An 18,219-nucleotide genomic window follows, 5' to 3' on the forward strand; every position below is an offset into this window, starting at 1 on the left:
GTGTGCCCGCGTGGTATTCCGCGCGGGAGTGGCTAGGGTAGGGCATCTGACCCCTGCGGAGACGACTGTGCCCTTCACATCTTTCGTAAAACCCCGGCTGGCCGAGATCATCACCAGCCGAGGACTGCAAAACGCGCGTCGTGGCCTGCATGATCTGCGCCGAAGGGCGCGTGGCGCACAGCCCGAGGTTCACTATTTCCACGATGCATCAGACCCGTATTGCGCGCTGACCGCGCAGGTTTTGCCAGCATTCGAGGCGCGCTATGACATTTCGCTGCGCCCGCATTTGATCTCAGGCCCACCATCCGAGGCGGTTCCCGATCCGAAAGCGCTTCGCGAGAACGCCCACAAGGATGCGGTGCGTTTGGCGCAAAAGCTGGGTCTGGACGTTCCGAAAGCGGATGGTGTGACGCCAGAGGTCAACGCTCATCTGGCCGCCCATCTTGGAGAGCCGGATTTCGCGCAACATCTCAAAGCCATTAGCGCCGCCCAATGGGCTGGGCGGGATTTACCTGCGGGCAAACAGAGTGATCCCGCCGCTGCTATGCGCGCCGGGGATCAGGCGTTGCGCGCGATGGGACACTACCTGGGTGGCACGTTTTACTATGGCGGTGAATGGTACTGGGGTGTGGACCGACTGCACTATCTGGAAGACAGGTTACAAAGCGCCGGGCTGGGTACCGGTCCCCTTCTGGTGCCGCCCCCAGAGCCGGTGTTTGACCGCAAAGGGGACACCCCAAAAACTCTGGAGTTCTTTTTCTCCCTCCGCAGCCCGTATTCTTATCTAGCTTTTGAACGGGTCCAGCAATTGGCAGAACACTACAGGGCTGAACTGATCCTGCGTCCGGTGCTGCCGATGCTGATGCGTGGTCTGCCGGTGCCCAAGCCGAAATCCCGATACATCTTGCAAGATTGCATGCGCGAGGCGCGGCGACTGGGTATCCCGTTTGGCCGCATCTGCGACCCTTTGGGGAGCGGGATCGAGCGCGGCTATGCCTTGTTCGACTACGCCGAATCCGAAGGTCGGATGGCTGCGTTTTGCTCTGCCTTCATGCGTTCGGTCTGGTCCGAGGGTGCGGACGCGGCGAGTGATAGGGGGCTATCCCATATTGTCAGGGCCGCCGGTCTGGATTGGGCCAAAGCGCGCGATGAGCTGACCTCCCAGACCTGGCGTCCGCGGGTTGAGCAGAACCAAAACAGGCTGCAAGACAATGGCCTTTGGGGTGTTCCCAGTTTCCACGTCGACGGCCAGAGCATTTGGGGCCAGGATCGGCTTTGGGCTGTGGCTGATCTATTGAGGCGCTGAATCAAAACAGGCGCTGCCCGGGTTCGGATAGCGCCTGTTTCATGTTCCATGGCCGTAAGACTATTCCTCGGCCTCGTCCTCATCGCCCTGATCGGCGATCCAGGCGACGCTGACGACCTCTTCGCCTTTGCCGGTGTTGAATACCCGCACGCCGCCGGCGCTGCGGGACCGGAAGGAAATGCCATCGACCGGCACTCGGATCGACTGACCTTTGGAGGTGGCCAGCATGATCTGGTCATCAATCTCGACCGGGAACGAGGCGACAAGTTCGCCGCCGCGCATCGCCTTGTCCATCGCGGCCACGCCCATACCGCCGCGCCCACGGACAGGGTAGTCGTGGCTGGAGCTCAGTTTGCCTGCACCGCCCGCTGTGATGGTCAGGATCAGGTTCTCCGCAGCCGACATCTCGGCATAGCGTTCCTGAGGCAGCACGCTGTCGGCATTGCCTTCATCCTCATCGCCCTCGGCCTCATCGGTGACGCCAGCCATCAGACGGCGCATCTTGAGGTATGCAGCGCGCTCATCCGAGGTCGCATCGAAGTGGCGGATGACGGACATCGAAACCACTTCGTCATTGCCGGAGAGGCGCACACCGCGCACACCGACCGAAGAGCGGCTGTTGAACACCCGCACGTCCGTCGTCGGGAAGCGGATCGCACGGCCGGATTTGGTGACCAGCATCACATCATCCTCTTCCGAGCAGATGCGCGCGTTTATCAGTTTCGTTTCGGCGTGCTCATCCTCGAACTTCATGGCGATCTTGCCGTTGCGCTTCACATTGGTGAAGTCCGACAGGCGGTTACGCCGCACGGTGCCCGCGCTTGTGGCGAAGACGACCTGAAGGTTTTCCCATTCCTCGTCAGGGACGTCGACCGGCATGATCGCCGCGATGGAGACTCCGGTCGGGATCGGCAGGATGTTGACGATCGCCTTGCCCTTGCCGGTCCGTCCCGATTGCGGCAGGCGCCACGTCTTGAGCTTGTAGACCATCCCGTCGGTCGTGAAAAAAAGCAGCTGCGTATGGGTGTTGGCCACGAAGAGGGTGGTGACCACGTCCTCTTCCTTGGTCTGCATCCCCGACAGGCCCTTGCCGCCACGCTTCTGCGCCCGGAAATCGGCCAGCGGCGTGCGCTTGATGTAACCACCCGAGGTGACAGTCACGACCATGTCTTCCCGCTCGATCAGGTCCTCGTCTTCCATGTCGCCTGACCAGTCGACGATCTCGGTGCGACGCGGGACAGCGAACTGATCGCGCACTTCGCGCAGTTCGTCCCCAATGATCGACATGATGCGCTCGCGCGAGGACAGAATATCGAGGTATTCCTTGATCTTGGCGGCCAGTTGCTCCAGCTCGTCCGTGACCTCTTTGACGCCCAGTTGGGTCAGGCGCTGCAGGCGCAATTCGAGGATCGCGCGGGCCTGAACCTCGGTCAGGTTATAGGTGCCATCGTCGTTCATCTTGGACAGCGGGTCGTCGATCAGGCGCAGATAGCCTTCGATCTCGGCCGCAGGCCAACGGCGCGTCATCAGCTTTTCGCGCGCCTCTGCAGCATCGGCTGACGACCGGATGGTGGCAACCACTTCGTCCACGTTAGAGACGGCCACGGCTAAGCCACACAATATGTGGCTACGCTCGCGCGCCTTGCGCAGATCATAAGCGGTGCGGCGGGCTACCACATCCTCGCGGAAGTCGACGAAGGATGTCAGGAATCGGCGCAGGGTCAGTTGCTCGGGTCGGCCACCATTCAGGGCCAACATGTTGCAGCCGAAGGAGGTCTGCATCGGCGAGAAGCGATAAAGCTGGTTCAGTACCACCTCGGGCGTTGCATCGCGCTTCAGCTCGACCACCACGCGCACGCCTTTGCGGTCGGATTCGTCCTGAACATGCGCTACGCCTTCGATGCGCTTCTCACGTACTGCTTCGGCGATCTTTTCGATCATCGAGGCTTTGTTCACCTGATAGGGGATCTCATCCACGACAATGGCGTAGCGATCTTTGCGCAGTTCCTCGACACGGGTCTTGGCGCGGATAATGACGCTGCCACGGCCTTCCAGATAGGCTTTGCGCGCACCGGAGCGGCCAAGCATGACGCCGCCGGTCGGGAAATCGGGGCCGGGGACGTATTCGATCAGTTGTTCCGAGGTCAGATCCGGGTCGTCAATCAGCGCCAGCGTTGCATCAACTACCTCGCCCAGATTGTGCGGAGGGATATTCGTCGCCATACCCACGGCGATACCGCCTGCGCCATTGACCAGCATGTTCGGGAAACGGGCGGGCAGGACGGTCGGCTCTTTGTCTTTGCCGTCGTAGTTGTCCTGAAAATCAACCGTCTCTTTTTCGATATCGGCCAGCAGGGCAGCGGCAGGTTTGTCCATCCGCACTTCGGTGTAACGCATGGCCGCCGGGTTATCGCCGTCCATCGAGCCAAAGTTGCCCTGACCATCCAACAGCGGCAGCGACATCGAGAAATCCTGCGCCATCCGCACCAGCGCGTCATAGATCGCGCTATCGCCGTGTGGGTGGTATTTACCCATCACATCGCCGACCGGACGGGCCGATTTGCGATACGCCTTTTCATGCGTGTTACCGGTCTCATGCATCGCGTACAAAATCCGCCGATGCACGGGTTTCAGGCCATCGCGCAGATCGGGGATCGCGCGGGAAACGATGACCGACATGGCATAGTCCAGATAGGACGTGCGCATCTCGGATTCGATGGAGACCGTCGGGCCGTCATAGACAGGGCGCTCGGGCGGGGTTTCATCCATGTTTTCAGGTGTTTCTGGCGTATCGCTCACGTAAACTGCTCGTTTCTTGTGCAGACTCTATATTTTGTGGTTCCACTCTATCAGACCCGGCACATAAGGTGCAAGCAAGCAACGAATCCACGCGCGAAAATCCAAAGTAACACTCGGGTAACATCTTGTTATCCAACTGTTAGGTGGTTTTGCTGCTATCATAGAGAGACCCTGAATAAAATCGGAGGTCTGAATGCAGCAAAGCGAAACCGAATTGATGCTGAAGGGATACGGTCTGACGACGGCGGAATTCTTCTACCATATGCCTGACTATATCCATGTACTGAACACGTTCATCTGGCAGGAATATGATCTGGCGCCAGATCATCCGAAACTGTTCGAATTCATCGACTTTTGGCAGCGTGAGATTGAGGGCCCTTTGCACTCGGTCAAGTTCACCCACCGAAAGATGATCGCACCGGGGGAATGGCGCAATATGGTGGGTGAGTTCCGCGTGAACTGACGCCTTATCCGGCCCGCCACGCATAGACCGAACACCCGGTTGAGCCCGAGCTGGTAAAGCTGTTGCCATCTTCAGCCAAACGACCGCGCCATTGAACGGTGATGCCGGGGAAATAATCGGTGCCGCTGATCTGTTGGTCATTCACGTAGATCACCGTATTGGCTGTTTGACCCAGCGAGTCGGTGAGGCTTCCGGTGTATTTATTGCCACCGGCATGAGAGTAGCGCACCGTTCCGGTCACTTTGACGACCACCGCGCAGGTGGCCTTGAACTGCCAGGTGCCAGCCATCGTCACACTCGTTGACACAGACGGGGCAGGGGCCGGTGTGGGTGCCGGTGCAGCGACGACCTTGCAGATCGTGCCGCTTTTGCCCTGCAACTCTTCCAATGCGTGCTGAGTTCCCAAATCATCTGCCCCTAAACGCGACGCGCTCGCTTCACGGTAGCGCGCAAAGGCCTGGCGGGTGCGTGGTCCGGCGACACCATCTGCACCTCCGGCACTGCAGCCCAGCGCGTTCAGGGCCGATTGCGTGGCGCGCATCACTTCGCGCGAATCTGAAATGACCGGGGTGTCTAAGGCTTCGGGGGCCGGAGTGCGCTCTGTCTCGATTGGTAGCTCAACCGAGGCAAGGCTGTCGCGCAATTGCAGAGCTACCTCGTAGGAGTAGTTCTCGGACTGTTCCTCATACTTCTCAAGAAAGGCGTCCAGCGCGGTCACCGTCCCGACCGAGCGGGCAAGCTCTAGATCCGCGCGCATGTCATCCGTCGGGGGCGTTGGTGCGTTCCGGGGGGCTGTTGCGACAGCTGGGGTGAAATAGAACTCACCCAAAAGCTCATCATAGTAGGCCGGGATCTGCGTATGCTGAACGGTGCGGGACAGATCGCGCACCTCGCGCCGCAGGTCTGAGACCATGCTGCGCAGCTCAAGACCCGGTTCTGACAGTCGTGGCAGCAATGCGCGGGTGAAGACCGAGTTCTGGGCTGGTTCATCATCGCTCAGGCGGTCCAGCGCCATCTGGCCAGCCCCGGCTGAGAAGATCACGAACATACCCTCAGGCGCGTTGATGCGACCGAGGCCGCGGGTGCGCCCTACGCTGCGCCCGGAAACGGTTTCAAACGGATTGTCGCGGCAGGCGTCTATGATCGCGATGGAAGTGCGCGCACCGGTGGCGCGGACGCGGTCCAGTAGGTTCGACAGGGCGATGGATTCGGACTTCACGAAATCGGTCTCGCCGGACGAGGGCGCGACAATATCGGTGGGCAGCAGATAATTCTCTCCGTCGATCTCAACGCCGTGACCGGCAAAGAACACAAAAGCGGTATCGCCAGCCTCAAGCCGAGCCGTAAAGTCGGCGATTTTCTGGTTCATGCCGCGCCGGTCGAGGTTGAGACCTTGGATAGTTTCAAAGCCCAGATTTTCCAGCTTGTCGGAAACAGCCTCGGCGTCGGCGACGGCTTTCTTCAAATCAACGACCGAGTTGTACTGATCATTGCCGATCACCAGCGCCAAACGCTCTTGCGCCCAAAGCGGGGCGGCGAAACATGCAAACAGAAAAAACAGAAACTTGTTCATCTCAACAACCCAAATTGGAATGATCCTGTTACATCTATATCGGAAAACCGCCGCGTCCCTCAGTGATTTGGATTACTTTGGCTTAACCCATCGCATAAGAGGCGGTTTTCAGGTCATGCGACGGAAAAAAGAAGTGCTGATGATTGCGCTAACATTGGACATGACCTTAGGGGCAGGTTAAGGACAACTCATGGTTTCACGCGTCATTCCCGTCGATCCTTTCGATCTGGTCATTTTCGGCGGCACCGGAGATCTTGCGCAGCGCAAGATCCTACCCGCTTTGTTTCGCAGATTCTGCGCGGGGCAATGGCCCGAAAGCGCACGCATCATTGCGGCGGCACGCAGTGAGCTTTCGACGGATGCGTTCCGGACCCTCGTGGCCGAGTCGTTGCGGAGCTATGCGCCCAGACGGTCTAGTGAGGTTGAGAATCTGCAAGGTTTCCTGCAGCGCCTAGATTACGTCCGGCTGGATGCGCTCTCAACCGGTGGGTGGGATGAGCTTGCAGGCAAACTGACCCCGGACCGGGTGCGGGCGTTCTATTTCTCGGTCGGTCCCAGCCTGTTTGCCCCTCTGGCCGAACGTATCCGCGCGCATGCGCTTGCGACCGAGGACACTCGGATCGTGGTGGAGAAACCCTTTGGCCACGATCTGGACAGCGCGCGGGATTTGAACGCGACGCTGGCGGCGCATTTTGACGAAGGACAGATCTATCGGATCGACCACTATCTGGGGAAAGAAACCGTCCAGAACCTGATGGCCGTGCGGTTTGGCAACATGTTGTTCGAGCCGCTCTGGAACAGCCAATACGTCGATCACATCCAGATCACCGTGGCCGAAACGGTCGGCGTCAAAGGGCGCGAGGACTATTACGAGCGTGCCGGAGCCATGCGCGACATGGTGCAGAACCACCTGATGCAACTGCTGTGTCTTATCGCGATGGAGCCGCCCGCCAAATTCGATCCGGATGCGGTGCGGGACGAAAAGCTTAAGGTGATCCGTGCGCTCGATCCGGTTGAGCCGCACCACATTGTACGTGGGCAGTTCGCCGCAGAGGCCGATGGGTCAGGCTATCGCGAGGTTGTCGGCAATCCCCGCTCGACCACGGAAAGTTACGTGGCCTTGAAGGCGCATATCAGCAACTGGCGATGGGCCGGGACGCCGTTCTACCTGCGCACCGGCAAGCAGCTGGTGGCGCGCTCCTCGGTGATCAACGTGCAATTCAAGGACGCACCGCATTCGATTTTTGGCGAGGCCGCAGGGCGACACGCCAACGCTCTGTCGATCCGGTTGCAACCGAATGAGGGGATCACCTTGAAGGTGACGATCAAGGAACCGGGGCAGGGTGGAATGCGTCTGATTGACGTCCCGCTCGACATGAGCTTTGCCGAGGCACTCGGTCCGGAAAATCAGGATCCGCCTGACGCATATGAACGGCTGATCATGGACGTGATCCGGGGCAACCAGACCCTGTTCATGCGTGGTGATGAGGTTGAGGCCGCCTGGGCCTGGACCGATCCGATCATCGCCGGATGGCAGGCGCGGGGTGATGTCCCCAAACCCTATGACAGTGGCAGCACAGGGCCGGGCGACGCCGAGCTGCTGATGAAACGAGACGGTCGCCACTGGCAAGGAATCAAGCCATGAATATTCAGGAATATGCCGACCGCGACATGTTGGCGATCGACGTGGCCAACGCATTGGCCGGAGAATTGGAGGCCGCGTTGTTGCATGATGACACAGTGGCCCTTGCGGTGCCGGGCGGAACGACTCCGGGGCCGGTTTTCGATGTCCTCTGTGCCGCAGATCTGGACTGGGCGCGGATACGCGTGCTGCCGACCGACGAACGCTGTGTGCCTGCGGACAGTGATCGCTCGAACGAGCGTCTGATCCGGGAGCGTCTTCTGACCAACCGCGCCTCGGTTGCGCAATATGTACCTCTCTACGTCCCGGGGGCCGCTCCTGAGGACGCACTGCCTGAGATCGAGTCATTGATCGCACCAGTGCTGCCTTTGTCGGTACTGGTGTTGGGAATGGGAGGCGATATGCACACCGCCTCGCTGTTTCCGGGAATGCAGGGGTTGGCTGAGGCGCTGGACAGCAATGCGCCGACACTGGCCGTGGCGCGGACGGATGTGCAACCGGAACCGCGCATCACCCTGACGGCTCCGGTTTTGGATGGGGCGTTGTCGAAACATCTGATCATCTTCGGCGCCGAGAAGCGGGAAGCGCTGGAGAAGGCTATGTCTCTACCCCCCGAAGAGGCCCCAATTGCGGCTGTGTTGGGCGGCATGACCGTTCATTGGGCGGAGTGAGCCATGCAGCTGGATAGATTGAAAGCACTGGCAGCATCGCAGCAGGCGTGCATTCTCGACCTGTTCGAAGCGGACGCAGATCGGGCACAGGATTTCTCCGCCTCAACCGGAGATATGCTGTTCGACTACTCAAAAACGCAGATCGACGGCGAGATCCGGGATGCGCTGACCCAATTGTGTGACCAAGCCAATCTGGCCGCGAGCCGCGAGGCGATGTTCTCCGGCCAGAAGATCAACGAGACCGAAGATCGCGCGGTGTTGCATACAGCATTGCGCAATCTGGACGGCGGCGCGGTTCAGGTCGATGGTCAGGATGTCATGCCGGACGTTTTGGACACCTTGCAGCGGATGAGTGTTTTCGCCGAAGAGGTGCGTGGCGGAACCGCTGCCGGGGCAGGGGGCAGCTTTACCGATGTGGTGAATATCGGCATCGGAGGCTCGGATCTCGGGCCGGTGATGGCGACCCATGCGCTGTCGCCTTACCATGATGGGCCGCGTTTGCACTATGTCTCGAACGTCGATGGCGCGCATATCGCGGATACGTTGCGCCAGTTGGACCCGACCCGGACACTGGTGATCGTGGCCTCGAAAACCTTCACGACGATTGAAACCATGACCAACGCCCGCACCGCGCGGGCCTGGATGAGCGAGGGCGGAGGAGACCCCTCCAAGCAGTTCGCCGCCGTCTCAAGCGCGTTGGACAAAACGCAGGCCTTCGGCATCCCCGAGGACCGCGTGTTTGGCTTCGCCGATTGGGTCGGCGGGCGGTACTCTGTCTGGGGACCTGTCGGTTTGCCGGTGATGATCGCGATTGGCTCAAATGCGTTCGATGCGTTCCTACGAGGCGGGCAAGCGATGGACCTGCACTTCCGCTCGGCCGACTGGGCCGAGAACGTTCCGGTGATGCTGGCCTTGGTTGGGATCTGGCATCGCCAGGTGCTGGGCCATGCTAGCCGCGCGGTGTTGCCCTATGACCAAAGGCTGCTGCGCCTACCGGCCTATTTTCAGCAGCTCGAGATGGAATCGAACGGCAAATCGGTTGCAATGGATGGCCGCGCGCTTTCGGTGCCGTCCGGGCCTGTCGTGTGGGGTGAGCCGGGCACTAATGGCCAGCACGCTTTCTACCAGCTGATCCATCAGGGCACCGACGTGATCCCCTGCGAATTCATGGTCGCCGCTGAAGGGCATGAGCCTGAACTGGCCCATCATCACCGCCTGCTTCTGGCCAACTGCCTCGCGCAGTCCGAGGCATTGATGCGCGGCAGGACTTTTGACGAAGCCAGCGCTCGTATGGCTGCCAAAGGCTTGCAAGGCGACGAACTCGACCGTCAGGCGCGGCATCGGGTGTTTCCGGGCAACCGGCCTTCGACCACGTTGATCTATCCCAAACTGACGCCCTTTGTGTTGGGTCAGATCATCGCGCTCTATGAGCATCGGGTGTTCGTGGAAGGCGTCCTTCTGGGCATCAATTCCTTCGATCAATGGGGCGTCGAATTGGGCAAAGAACTTGCCACCTCACTCGGGCCGATCGTGGACGGAGAAGAGAGTGCGGATGTCAAGGATGGCTCGACTGCGGCCTTGGTCGCCTATGCCCTGCGTCACCGCAATTGACGTGGTGAATTGCGGCCCGGGGCAATCTCAGGCTGCAATCTTTTTATTGTCAGACAAATAATTGCTTGGCAGGGTTCTTCCCAATGAACCGTCATGATTGATCACCCGGCCACAGGCCCGCGTATCACTCAAAGCACGGAATGGCCGCCGACAGCGTGGCCTGAACAAAAAAAGGGAGGATGTCCATGCTGGGACAGATGATGACGCAGCCCTTGCTGATCTCGTCACTGATCGATCACGCCGAGCGCTACCACGGTCAGACGGAAATCGTGTCGGTTGAGACGGACGACACCGTAACGCAGACCAATTGGTCCGAAGTGGCGCGCAATGCTCGCCGGTTGGGATCTGCGCTGACCAAGCTTGGACTGGAACCACAGGACCGCATCGGCACCCTGGCCTGGAACAATCGCCGCCACCTTGAGATCTACTATGCGACCTCGGGTGCAGGTTTCGTGTGTCACACGATCAATCCGCGCCTCTTCCCCGAGCAGCTGACCTACATCATCAACCACGCCCAGGATCGCGTTCTGTTCTTTGATGCCACCTTCATTCCTCTGGTCGCTGCGTTGCAAGAGGGGCTGGGCGAGGTTCATCACTTTGTGCTGATGGGCCCTCGTGATGAGGATGCGGCCGCGCAGATCGACGGGCTGCAATTCTATGATGAATTGATCGAGACGGGTGATGCGGATTTCGCATGGCCGGACTTGGATGAAAACACGGCCTCCGGCCTGTGCTATACCTCTGGCACGACGGGCCATCCCAAGGGGGTGCTCTATTCCCATCGCTCGACCGTATTGCATGGCTTTGCCTCGAATGCGCGAGACGTCATTGGCTATTCGGCGATGGATGTCGTGATGCCCGTGGTGCCGATGTTCCATGTCAATGCCTGGGGGTCGCCCTATGGCTGTGCCATGTCCGGGTCGCGCATGGTTCTGCCGGGGCCGGGACTGCATGGTGAGGCGCTGGTCAACTTGATTGACACTTATGGCGTGACGGTCGCGATGGGCGTTCCCACGATCTGGCAGGGTCTTCTAGCCCATGCCGGGCAATCCGACAGCAAACTCGCCAGTCTTGAACGCACCGTGATCGGAGGCGCCGCTTGCCCACCCTCGATGATCGAAACCTTCCGTGAGGTCTACGACGTCGACACCGTCCACGCGTGGGGCATGAGTGAGATGAGCCCGCTGGGCACAACCAATGTCCCGATTGCCAAACATCGCGACCTGCCGATCGACGAGCAGCACCGCCTGCGCGAAAGCCAGGGGCGGCCTCCCTATGGGGTTGAGCTGAAGATCGTGGATGACGATGGCAGCGACTTGCCCCATGACGGCGAAACCCAGGGCGACCTGATGGTGCGCGGCCTGTGGGTGCTGGACAGCTATTTCCAGATGCAGGACGAGGCGCTTTTGCAGGACGGCTGGTTCGCCACCGGGGACGTCGCAACACTGGATGCCGACGGCTACATGACGATCCGCGACCGCTCCAAGGACATCATCAAATCAGGCGGCGAATGGATCAGCTCGGTCGAGTTGGAAAACATCGCAGTTGCCCATCCAAAACTCGCCACAGCCGCCGTGGTCGGGGTCCCGCACCCCAAATGGGATGAGCGCCCGATTCTGGTTGCCGTGAAGGCCGAGGGAGAGGAGCCGTCAGAAGAAGAATTGCTAACCTTCTTCGATGGCAAGATCGCCAAATGGCAAGTGCCGGACAAGGTTGTGTTCATCGACGCTCTGCCGTTGAACGCCACGGGTAAGGTTCTGAAACGGACCTTGCGCACGCAGTTTGCCGACGCTTTGACGGGGTGATCTGGGGGAATTGGCTCCGGCGGTAGGGATCGAACCTACGACCAATTGATTAACAGTCAACTGCTCTACCGCTGAGCTACGCCGGAACGGTTCGCGCCGTATAGCAAGCTGTTTTCGCGGCGTCCAGTGGGGGATGAAAAGTTTTTTGCCGATCAGCAAAGCGCAGTTCTGGCCCGTCTGGACCATAACCAATTTCACCAGATTTTGCTGAGAAGATTGGCTCCGGCGGTAGGGATCGAACCTACGACCAATTGATTAACAGTCAACTGCTCTACCGCTGAGCTACGCCGGAACTGAGGGGCGTATAACAACCCCGATTTTTGACGTCCAGAGGGGAAGCGCGAGAAATCTGAATTTTTTCACGCGCTCACGAAAGTCGCCGGAAAACCGCATTTGATGCAAGGGCGCCATCGTAGGTGACTTTGGATTTTCCTGCCAAATCAATCAAATGCGCCAGGACGTTACGCTCGGCTGCGGGCAGCAGAGCTTTTGGGGTGTCGGTGTAAATACGCTCAGCCAATTGCCGGGCCGAGCCTTGCCGATCTGCCAGCGCAGCCAGGATTTGCGCTTCTCGCCCCAAGCGATGCTGAATCAACCACTCCAGCCGTTCAGCAGGGTTTTCGATCGGCGCGCCGTGACCCGCGTGAAAGACTGACCAGTCGCGCTGTTGCAGTCGATGGCAAGCTGCCATGAAATCGGTGAGGTCTCCGTCAGGAGGAGAGACGAGCGAACTGGCCCAACCCATCACGTGATCTGCCGTAAAGCAGATATCGCCCCAGGCCAGCGCAATATGATTGCCCAGATGACCGGGGGTGTGGATGACCTCAAGCTGCCAGTCGTCGCCCGTGAGGAGTTCTCCGTCCGCCAATTCGATATCCGTCCGGAACGCGGTGTCGATGCCTTCTCCGCCTTGCACCATGCCACTTTTGGCGAGGTCGGTCATGACCGCACTGCGCCCGGCCTCGGGGCCTCCAAAGGCCAGAATAGGGGCACCCGTGCGGGCCGAGAGTGGGGCGGCTAGAGGCGAATGATCCAGATGGGTGTGGGTCACGAGGATATGGCTGATTCTCTGATCGGGTGTCAGTGCGTCCAGAATCGCCTCCAAATGCGCGTCGCACAGCGGTCCGGGGTCGATCACCGCCAGATCCCGCGTCCCCAGAAGATAGGTGTTTGTGCCCCGATACGTCATCGGCGAAGGATTTGGAGCCAAAATGCGCCGCAAACCCGGATCCAACTCCTGGGCCACGCCAGCCGGCGGGTTGAATTCCTCAGGTGCCTGCATTCTGTCCTCTTTCTCTTGTCCGGGCAGCCCGCTAGGTTTAGCGCATGTCCACGCAATGGCTCAAACCCTATATGCCGCGCGGCCTGTATGTCCGGGCTGCGCTGATTCTTGTCCTGCCGGTGGTGGCCTTGCTGCTAGTGGTGGGCATTGCGTTCCTGCAAAAGCATCTGGAGGACGTGACCGCGCAAATGACGCAAGCCGCCGCGCGTGAGGTCCGACTGATCACTCAGACCATGGCCGAATCTGAGACTCGGCAACAGGCGCTGGCCGCCGTGCGTCCCGATCTAAGCGCTTTGTCCATGAAGATGCAGTTCCTCGATGCGGATGAAATGCCGGAAATCGGTCGGCGCCGGTGGTATGACTTTATTGCGCCACAGGTTGAGGCGGATCTGAGGGCAGAATTGCCCGACCTTGCGGCGGTTGCCCTGCCCAGCGGACAAGAGGCACGCCTGTATATGCCCACTCATCTGGGCCTGTTGCAGCTGACCTTTGATCGACGGCGTCTGTCCCCTGCAGCGCCGCATCAGTTGATTGTGACGATGGTTTTCTTTGCCATCATCATGACCTCGATCTCGTTTCTATACATGCGCAATCAGCTGCGGCCCATTACGCGGCTTGCGGATGCTGCGCAGGCTTTTGGTCGCGGACGGGTGGTGCCGTATTCCCCCGGCGGTGCGGTCGAGGTTCGGGCCGCGGGCAACGCTTTTCTCGACATGCGGGCGAGGATCGAGCGGCAGATGGAGCAGCGGACAATGATGCTGTCGGGTGTCAGCCATGACCTGCGTACGCCGCTGACACGGCTTAAGCTTGGCCTATCAATGCTGCCCGAAGAAGAGGCTGCGCCGTTGCAGCAGGACGTGACCGAGATGCAGTCGCTTCTGGATGCGTTCCTCGACTTTTCACGCGGTGCCGCAGAAGGCGCGCCCGAAGAGGTCGATCCCGAAGCTTTGCTGACGCAGATCGTCAGCGACGCGAACCGGGCTGGCCATAAGGCGAAAATTGTAGGCGTCGAAGGGCAGGGGACCGTGATGCTACGCCCTTCGGGCGTGCGCCGGGCCGTCGAGAACCTGATTGGTAACGCCGTGCGCTATGGCAGCAAGGCGGATGTCAGCCTGACGCTGACGCCCAAATCGCTGCGCATCCGGGTCGAGGATGACGGGCCGGGTATCCCGCCCGAACAGCGGACTGAGGCCGTTAAGCCCTTTTCCCGCCTGGACCCTGCACGCAACCAAAACCAAGGCAGCGGTGTGGGGCTGGGCCTTGCCATCGTAGCAGACATCGCCCGTGCCCATGGCGGCGTCTTGCGCCTTGGCAAAAGCGAGCGACTGGGCGGGCTGTGTGCCGACATCATCGTAGGGCGCTAGAGGCGCAGCGTTCTTAGGAAAAAAGGCGGAATTTGGTAGGCCCGGCAGGACTTGAACCCGCAACCAAAGCGTTATGAGCGCTCTGCTCTAACCAATTGAGCTACAGGCCCGCCTGAGCGCTTTGAGTACCACGGTGATCGCCCGCGTCAAGCCTGACCGTTGCATCAAAGCGCACAATCGACTAACCCGCCCGCAAACCATTCATGAAGGATAGGCCATGACAGCGGGCAAGAACGGAATCACCTACGCCGACGCAGGTGTGGATATTGATGCAGGCAACGCTCTGGTCGACCGCATCAAGCCTGCCGCCAAACGCACCAATCGCCCCGGAGTCATGAGCGGTCTGGGCGGGTTCGGCGCGCTGTTTGACCTCAAGGCCGCTGGCTATGAAGACCCGATTCTGGTGGGGGCCACCGACGGTGTTGGCACCAAGCTGCGGATCGCGATTGATACAGGTGTTGTGGATGGCGTCGGCATTGATCTGGTCGCAATGTGCGTCAACGACCTAATTTGTCAGGGCGCTGAGCCTTTGTTCTTCCTTGATTATTTCGCCACCGGCAAGCTGGACACCGATACCGCTGCGCGGATCATCGAAGGGATTGCCGAAGGCTGCGCTCAGTCGGGTTGTGCTCTGATCGGTGGCGAAACCGCCGAGATGCCGGGCATGTATCCCGATGGTGATTTCGATTTGGCTGGGTTCTCGGTCGGCGCGATGGAGCGCGGTGCCGATCTGCCCGACGGCGTAGCGGCGGGCGACGTTCTGTTGGGATTGGCCTCCAACGGGGTGCATTCCAATGGCTACTCTCTGGTGCGCAAACTGGTCGAGATTTCCGGGCTGGGCTGGGAGGCCGACTCGCCCTTTAGCGACGGCACACTGGGTGAGTCGCTGCTGACGCCGACGCGGCTTTATGTGAAGCCTGCACTGGCCGCGATCCGCGCCGGGGGTGTGCATGCGCTGGCTCATATCACCGGCGGCGGTCTGACCGAAAACCTGCCGCGTGTTCTGCCCGAAGGGCTGGGCGCGCAGATCGTTCTGGACGCATGGGATTTGCCGCCTGTCTTCGGTTGGATGGCCGAAACTGGCGGGATTGCCGAAGCTGAGATGTTGAAGACTTTCAACTGCGGCATCGGCATGATCGTGGTCTGCGCCGCAGATCAGGCCGACGCGCTGACGGCTTTGCTGGCTGAGGCGGGTGAGACCGTGTCGCGCATCGGCACCGTGACTGACAAGGCTGGCTTGGCCTATTCGGGCAAACTGCTGTGAGCCACAAGCGCGTCGCGATCCTGATTTCCGGCGGCGGGTCAAACATGGTCTCTCTGGTCGACAGCATGACCGGAGACCACCCTGCGCGCCCTTGTCTGGTTCTGTCCAACGACGCGCAGGCCGGTGGTCTGGCAAAGGCGCGGGATCGCGGCATCGAAACGGCCGTGGTCGATCACCGCCCCTTCAAAGGGGATCGAGCGGCGTTTGAGGCGGAGTTACTGAAGCCGCTTGAGGCCGCGCAACCCGATATCGTCTGTCTGGCCGGGTTCATGCGGGTCCTGACCGGCGGTTTCGTCTCGCGCTTTCAGGGGCGGATGCTGAACATTCACCCCTCGCTGCTGCCGAAATACAAAGGTCTGCACACCCACGCCCGCGCGATCGAAGCGGGTGACGCCGAACACGGCTGCACCGTGCATGAGGTCACCGTGGCGCTGGATGATGGCCCAATTCTGGGGCAGGCGCGGGTCGCCATTTCACCCGAGGACACCCCTGACAGCCTGGCCGCCAAAGTGCTGGTTTATGAGCATCAGCTCTACCCGTCGGTGCTGCGGCGGTATGCGGAAGGCAACAGGTCGGTTCTTATGCTGCCCTGATCGCCCTTGGGTGATTTACACCCGGCGGAAATTCGTCCTATGGTCGCCGATAACGCTCGGGACAGTAGAAAAACGGGCAGTCACACAAAGAACAAGAATAGTACGGCGCATGAAAACTCTGACAACGACGCAAGAGCTGGCTGATTTCTGCTCGGCTGCTGCTGCTTTTCCCTATGTCACTGTAGATACCGAATTTCTGCGCGAGCGGACCTACTATTCAAAACTGTGTCTGGTGCAATTGGCCGTCCCCTCCGAGGATGAAGACAGTGCCGTTCTGGTCGACCCGTTGGCCGATGGTATCTCTCTTGAGCCGCTCTATGAACTGTTCCGGAATGAGGGCGTGGTCAAGGTGTTCCACGCCGCGCGTCAGGACCTTGAGATCTTCTGGGTCGATGCGCATGTGTTCCCGACCCCGCTGTTTGACACGCAGGTTGCTGCGATGGTTTGTGGCTTCGGTGAGCAGGTCGGCTACGAGACGCTGGTGCGCAAGATCTGCAAGCAGGGGGTGGATAAAACCTCGCGCTTTACCGACTGGTCGCGGCGTCCTCTGACAGATGCGCAAAAGACATATGCGCTGGCCGATGTGACCCATCTGCGCAAGATCTACGAACATCTCGCGGCCGAGCTTGAGAAAACCAAGCGCAGCCATTGGGTGTCCGAGGAACTGCGCATCCTGACCCAGCCCGGCACCTATGACATCCGACCTGAAGATGCGTGGAAGCGTGTCAAGACGCGGACGAACTCGACCAAGTTTCTGGCGGTTGTGCGGGAGCTGGCACAGTTCCGCGAATCTCACGCACAGGACAACAACATCCCGCGCAACCGCGTGTTCAAGGATGACGCGCTGATCGAGCTGGCCTCGACCAAGCCCAAAACGCCATCAGACCTTGGCGGCTCGCGTCTGTTGCTGCGAGAGGCGCGCAAGGGGGCGATTGCAGAAGGCATTCTGGCGGCCGTCAAAAAGGGTGTGAACTGTCCACCCGAACAGCTGCCCAAGGTCGACACGAGCCGCGACAAGTTAAAGGTTAACCCAGCGCTGGCCGATCTGTTGCGGGTGCTGCTGAAATCGAAAACCGAAAGCTCGGGCGTGGCGGCAAAGCTGATCGCGACCAGCGCCGAACTGGACCAGATCGCAGCGGGCGAGCGTGGCCTTCCCTCCATGACCGGCTGGAGGTTCGAGGTGTTCGGTGAGGATGCTTTGAAGCTGTGCGAAGGCAAGATCGCACTAGCCGCAAAGGGGCAAGACGTGAAGGTCGTGCCCCTCTGACCGCTTAGCGGCGACGCGATTCCAAGGCGTTTTGCTGCCCAACCACGCGGACCAGACGGATGCCTTCTAGCTCTTGCCGGGAGACGTTGATGGCGTCTGAGACCATGCGCGAACGCTCTGTACCCTGCGCAGTCTGCGCCTTGGGGTAATTCACTAGGAAGGTGAACTCCATCACGCCGTTCTTCTGGTTTTCCTCCGAATTCACGGGCACCAGACGGGCGTTGAACGCGCCTTGGCGTTGCGCCGTGCCCGAAGAATAGACAATCGCTCCGGTCGGTGTTGCGTCGATCCGCAGTTCGTCAATTTTTGCAATTGGAACACTGGTGTCTTCTTCTATGGGACGGTCAAAAAGGCCGATGCCATCGCTTTGTCTTGGCACCAGCGCATAGGCCTCGTCTACCGGGGCTGTTTCGACTGGGGCGGGCTGGCTGGATCCGAACCAGTTCGACGGGTTCGCTCGAGAATTGCGCCAGCTGTTGCAGGCAGACAGGGTCAACGCGGCGATGATAAGAAGAGACAGTGATTTTTGCATGGACCCACGGCTTTAACAGTCATTCACGCAATGGGTTAGCGCAATTT

Annotated in this window: 14 protein-coding genes and 3 tRNA genes; 10 read left to right on the top strand and 7 right to left on the bottom strand. The window is 60.0% G+C overall.

Going from position 1 to position 18,219, the window contains the following annotated elements; translation table 11 throughout:
• Positions 1–67: 67 nt before the first annotated feature.
• Positions 68–1,306 (top strand): DsbA family protein, encoded by a 1,239-nt coding sequence (locus ACR0B5_RS03080; protein ID WP_480538345.1) that lies wholly within the window; start codon positions 68–70, stop codon positions 1,304–1,306.
• A gap of 60 nt (positions 1,307–1,366) precedes the next feature.
• Here ACR0B5_RS03080 and gyrA read toward each other — a convergent pair whose 3' ends face one another.
• Positions 1,367–4,105: a DNA gyrase subunit A gene (gene gyrA / locus ACR0B5_RS03085; protein WP_480538347.1), complete on the bottom strand. Its 2,739-nt coding sequence runs from the start codon at positions 4,103–4,105 to the stop codon at positions 1,367–1,369.
• Between the two features lie 193 nt (positions 4,106–4,298).
• Here gyrA and ACR0B5_RS03090 point away from each other — a divergent pair, with 193 nt between their 5' ends.
• Complete coding sequence (locus ACR0B5_RS03090; RefSeq protein ID WP_170373832.1) at positions 4,299–4,568, top strand: usg protein; 270 nt, start codon at positions 4,299–4,301, stop codon at positions 4,566–4,568.
• Positions 4,569–4,572: 4 nt separating this feature from the next.
• Here ACR0B5_RS03090 and ACR0B5_RS03095 read toward each other — a convergent pair whose 3' ends face one another.
• Entirely contained in the window at positions 4,573–6,141 is a 1,569-nt protein-coding gene (locus ACR0B5_RS03095; RefSeq protein ID WP_480538349.1) for a caspase family protein, read from the bottom strand.
• Positions 6,142–6,331: 190 nt separating this feature from the next.
• Between ACR0B5_RS03095 and zwf the strand changes: the two genes are divergently transcribed.
• The 4 genes from zwf (at position 6,332) to ACR0B5_RS03115 (ending at position 11,870) form a co-directional block, all read left to right on the top strand.
• Positions 6,332–7,786, top strand: a complete 1,455-nt coding sequence (gene zwf / locus ACR0B5_RS03100) for a glucose-6-phosphate dehydrogenase (RefSeq protein ID WP_425082868.1) — start codon at positions 6,332–6,334, stop codon at positions 7,784–7,786.
• A complete protein-coding gene (pgl, locus tag ACR0B5_RS03105) occupies positions 7,783–8,454 on the top strand; it encodes a 6-phosphogluconolactonase (protein WP_170659654.1) in 672 nt (223 codons plus the stop codon). Before zwf ends, pgl begins: the two co-directional genes overlap by 4 nt.
• A 3-nt stretch (positions 8,455–8,457) precedes the next feature.
• Positions 8,458–10,065 (top strand): glucose-6-phosphate isomerase, encoded by a 1,608-nt coding sequence (gene pgi / locus ACR0B5_RS03110; RefSeq protein WP_480538351.1) that lies wholly within the window; start codon positions 8,458–8,460, stop codon positions 10,063–10,065.
• A 185-nt stretch (positions 10,066–10,250) separates the two neighbouring features.
• Positions 10,251–11,870, top strand: coding sequence for a long-chain-fatty-acid--CoA ligase (locus ACR0B5_RS03115; RefSeq protein WP_480538353.1), 1,620 nt, complete (start codon positions 10,251–10,253; stop codon positions 11,868–11,870).
• An 11-nt stretch (positions 11,871–11,881) separates the two neighbouring features.
• On the opposite strand, the gene ACR0B5_RS03120 is transcribed toward ACR0B5_RS03115, so the two are convergent.
• The 3 genes from ACR0B5_RS03120 to ACR0B5_RS03130 form a co-directional block, all read right to left on the bottom strand.
• Positions 11,882–11,956, bottom strand: a tRNA-Asn gene (locus ACR0B5_RS03120).
• Between the two features lie 131 nt (positions 11,957–12,087).
• Positions 12,088–12,162: transfer RNA gene (locus ACR0B5_RS03125), tRNA-Asn, on the bottom strand.
• A 75-nt stretch (positions 12,163–12,237) separates the two neighbouring features.
• Entirely contained in the window at positions 12,238–13,152 is a 915-nt protein-coding gene (locus tag ACR0B5_RS03130; RefSeq protein ID WP_480538355.1) for an MBL fold metallo-hydrolase, read from the bottom strand.
• Positions 13,153–13,196: 44 nt separating this feature from the next.
• Here ACR0B5_RS03130 and ACR0B5_RS03135 point away from each other — a divergent pair, with 44 nt between their 5' ends.
• Entirely contained in the window at positions 13,197–14,516 is a 1,320-nt protein-coding gene (locus tag ACR0B5_RS03135) for an ATP-binding protein (protein ID WP_480538357.1), read from the top strand.
• A gap of 33 nt (positions 14,517–14,549) precedes the next feature.
• On the opposite strand, the gene ACR0B5_RS03140 is transcribed toward ACR0B5_RS03135, so the two are convergent.
• Positions 14,550–14,626: transfer RNA gene (locus ACR0B5_RS03140), tRNA-Ile, on the bottom strand.
• Positions 14,627–14,733: 107 nt separating this feature from the next.
• Here ACR0B5_RS03140 and purM point away from each other — a divergent pair.
• From purM to rnd, 3 genes are all read left to right on the top strand, one after another.
• Positions 14,734–15,780, top strand: coding sequence for a phosphoribosylformylglycinamidine cyclo-ligase (gene purM / locus ACR0B5_RS03145; RefSeq protein ID WP_170764436.1), 1,047 nt, complete (start codon positions 14,734–14,736; stop codon positions 15,778–15,780).
• Entirely contained in the window at positions 15,777–16,373 is a 597-nt protein-coding gene (purN, locus tag ACR0B5_RS03150; protein ID WP_480538359.1) for a phosphoribosylglycinamide formyltransferase, read from the top strand. Before purM ends, purN begins: the two co-directional genes overlap by 4 nt.
• 109 nt (positions 16,374–16,482) lie before the next feature.
• The gene (rnd, locus tag ACR0B5_RS03155) at positions 16,483–17,640 is read left to right on the top strand and encodes a ribonuclease D (RefSeq protein WP_480538361.1); all 1,158 of its coding nucleotides are present in this window, start codon (positions 16,483–16,485) and stop codon (positions 17,638–17,640) included.
• Positions 17,641–17,644: 4 nt separating this feature from the next.
• Here the strand turns inward: rnd and ACR0B5_RS03160 are convergent, their stop codons facing one another.
• On the bottom strand, positions 17,645–18,172 hold the full coding sequence (locus tag ACR0B5_RS03160; RefSeq protein WP_170466753.1) for a hypothetical protein: 528 nt from the start codon (positions 18,170–18,172) through the stop codon (positions 17,645–17,647).
• Positions 18,173–18,219: the final 47 nt, after the last annotated feature.

This window comes from Ruegeria sp. AG1, from assembly GCF_056541705.1.